Source organism: Caldalkalibacillus thermarum (assembly GCF_014644735.1).
In the GTDB taxonomy this organism is placed as follows: Bacteria; Bacillota; Bacilli; order Caldalkalibacillales; family Caldalkalibacillaceae; genus Caldalkalibacillus; species Caldalkalibacillus thermarum.
In genome coordinates, this window is the sequence record NZ_BMKZ01000089.1 from 1 (window position 1) to 2,653 (window position 2,653).

General features: G+C 44.9%; 3 protein-coding genes and 1 pseudogene. 3 read left to right on the top strand and 1 reads right to left on the bottom strand.

The window, feature by feature from the left end:
• From IEW48_RS16360 to IEW48_RS16370, 3 genes and pseudogenes are all read left to right on the top strand, one after another.
• A pseudogene (locus IEW48_RS16360) lies at positions 1–185 on the top strand (group II intron reverse transcriptase/maturase); the annotation flags it as partial.
• A gap of 255 nt (positions 186–440) precedes the next feature.
• Positions 441–782, top strand: coding sequence for a hypothetical protein (locus IEW48_RS16365; protein ID WP_188624686.1), 342 nt, complete (start codon positions 441–443; stop codon positions 780–782).
• Between the two features lie 289 nt (positions 783–1,071).
• The gene (locus tag IEW48_RS16370; protein ID WP_188624687.1) at positions 1,072–2,181 is read left to right on the top strand and encodes an RNA-guided endonuclease InsQ/TnpB family protein; all 1,110 of its coding nucleotides are present in this window, start codon (positions 1,072–1,074) and stop codon (positions 2,179–2,181) included.
• 90 nt (positions 2,182–2,271) lie between these two features.
• On the opposite strand, the gene IEW48_RS16375 is transcribed toward IEW48_RS16370, so the two are convergent.
• Positions 2,272–2,418, bottom strand: coding sequence for a hotdog fold domain-containing protein (locus IEW48_RS16375; protein ID WP_188624688.1), 147 nt, complete (start codon positions 2,416–2,418; stop codon positions 2,272–2,274).
• Between the last annotated feature and the right edge of the window lie 235 nt (positions 2,419–2,653).

Below are 2,653 nucleotides of genomic sequence, written 5' to 3' on the forward strand. Positions count from 1 at the left end.
ACATTTACTTGCACTATGTGCTGGATTTATGGTTTGAAAAGGCTGTAAAACCACGCCTAAAAGGTGAGGCTTACCTTATTCGTTACATTGATGACTTCATCGTTTGCTTTCAATACCGGGCAGATGCCAATCGTTTCCATGAAGCGCTAAAGAAACGGCTCCATAAATTTAACCTGAATCCGTGACATATGGGCGGGATTGGTTTAAATATTTGCCACATGATGACTTATAGACATTAAAATGATCACAAAATATTTGATTATCACCTGAATCCGTGAGGATTCAGGTTTAAATTAGAGCTGGAGCCGGATAAAACCCGCCTTATTGAGTTTGGGAGATTTGCAAGCAGACAGGCCAAAGCACAGGGTGAAAAGAAGCCGGAAACGCTGTATTTTCTCGGTTTTACACACTTTTGTACGCGAAACAGGAAAGGAAACTTCATGGTGGGACGAAAGACGGAAAAGAAACGTCTCAGGCGGAGCATTGGTAAAATACAGACAACATTGCGTTTGATTCGCCATTGGCTGATCCTTGAGCAGGTTGAGAAGATTAATCAGATGTTGCGAGGGCACTACAATTATTATGGAATGGCAGGAAATTTAAAGTCACTCTACAAGGTGTACCAAGCAACAGATAAATATTGGCACAAGATGTTAGGCAACCGTAGCAGGAAAGGTTATGTGACATGGGAGAGATATGCCCAAATCAAATCCTGGTTTCCTATTGTGCGTCCGAGAATTTCAATCCCTTATAAGGAATTGAAATTGTACGTCATACTGTGAATCCATTTCTGAAGAGCCCGGTGCGGGAAATCTGCACGCCGGGTTCTGTGGGGGTTCGGGCCACCAATTGGGTGGCCTCTCTACCCGGAGACGGGGGTTAGTCACCCCCTCCTACTCGATCTTATACTCTCGATTGCAACCATTAATTTAACTTACCTCCGACAGAAGTCTCCCACTTCTAAGCGAAGCGAAAGTGGAAGATGAATGTCGGTTTGATGTAGCCTCAATATGATGAGTGTGGTAAAATAAAATCAAACAAACGTTCGTATTATGGGCAGGTGATGCGGATATGGCCAACAAAGCCTACAAATTCCGTTTGTATCCAACACAAGAACAAGAACAACTGCTCGCCAAAACGTTCGGTTGCGTCCGTTTCGTCTACAACAAAATGCTTGAGGAACGTCTACACATCTATGACACGTTCAAAGACGACAAAGAAGCTTTGAAACAGCACAAATTTCCCACTCCGGCCAAGTACAAACGGGATTTTCCGTGGCTTAAAGAAGTCGATAGCCTTGCCTTAGCCAACGCTCAATTAAACCTGCAAAAAGCATTCACCAACTTCTTCTCTAGCCGGGCGGGATTTCCCAAGTTCAAAAGCCGCAAGGCGAAACAGTCGTACACCACAAATGTGGTCAACGGAAACATTAAGCTTGCAGATAGCTATATCAAGTTACCCAAACTGAAATGGGTCAAATTGAAGCAACATCGGGAGATTCCTGTTCACCACATGATCAAGTCCTGTACGATCACCAAAACGAAAACAGGAAAATACTTCATCTCCATTCTGACTGAATATGAACACCAACCGGTGCCAAAAGAAATAGAAAACGTTGTTGGGCTCGATTTTTCCATGAATAGGCTGTATGTCGATAGCGAGGGTAAGAGAGCCAATTATCCTCGATTTTACCGGCAAGCCTTGGAAAAACTGGCCCGAGCCCAACGGGTGCTGTCACGCCGCAGGAAAGGTTCCAACCGTTGGCACAAACAGCGGCGGAAAGTAGCCCAATTGCACGAAAAAATTGCCAACCAACGTCAGGACTTTTTGCACAAGACTTCACGACAATTGGCCAACCGGTATGATGCCGTGATGATTGAAGACCTCAACATGAAGGGGATGTCTCAAGCCCTCCATTTCGGTCAAAGCGTCCACGACAACGGCTGGGGCCTGTTCACTACTTTCCTTCAATACAAGTTAGCAGAACAGGGAAAGAAGCTGATCAAAATCGACAAATGGTTCCCCTCATCCAAAACGTGTTCATGTTGTGGCCGAGTGAAGGTGTCTCTATCGCTTTCCGAACGTCTATTTCGTTGTGCATGCGGTTTTGTGGCAGACAGAGACACCAACGCCGCCATCAATATCAAAAAGGAAGGTCTGAAAAAGTTAGGGACTGCCTGACTGGATCTCGAACCGTGGGGCACACGGGGATCGCTCGGTCAACTTCCCATCATGAGATGGGATTACCCGAGAAGCCCCCACCTCTAAGCGTTAGCGCAGGTGGTGGGAGTATGTCACGTGTTGTTCCGTTACTGTCACTCTCGTTTGGGCAACACCTTTGTCTAAGGACACGAGTTCAATCCACAGGTACTGAGCATACGGATCTTGTTCAAACAAAGGCTTTAGCGTTTTCTCCATGTTATCATACTCCTTCCATCAGAGGAATAAGGTCATGATTTAAGTATCATAGATATCCAGACTTGTCTCATTTGATCAACTCCAAAATAATATCAAATCATAACATACTTACTCAACTTTCGCAGACAGAAACACCGAGTAAACCCTTGATATAATTGGGCAAACTCGACAAAAACTGATCGAAAAGCTCTTGAAACTTCTCTTCCGTAAGAACTAGAACTTCCCGTACCGCAGA

Coding starts and splice junctions, on each gene's coding strand:
- IEW48_RS16365 (WP_188624686.1), top strand. CDS start 441: ATGGTGGGACGAAAGACGGAAAAGAAACGTCTCAGGCGGAGCATTGGT.
- IEW48_RS16370 (WP_188624687.1), top strand. CDS start 1,072: ATGGCCAACAAAGCCTACAAATTCCGTTTGTATCCAACACAAGAACAA.
- IEW48_RS16375 (WP_188624688.1), bottom strand. CDS start 2,418: ATGGAGAAAACGCTAAAGCCTTTGTTTGAACAAGATCCGTATGCTCAG.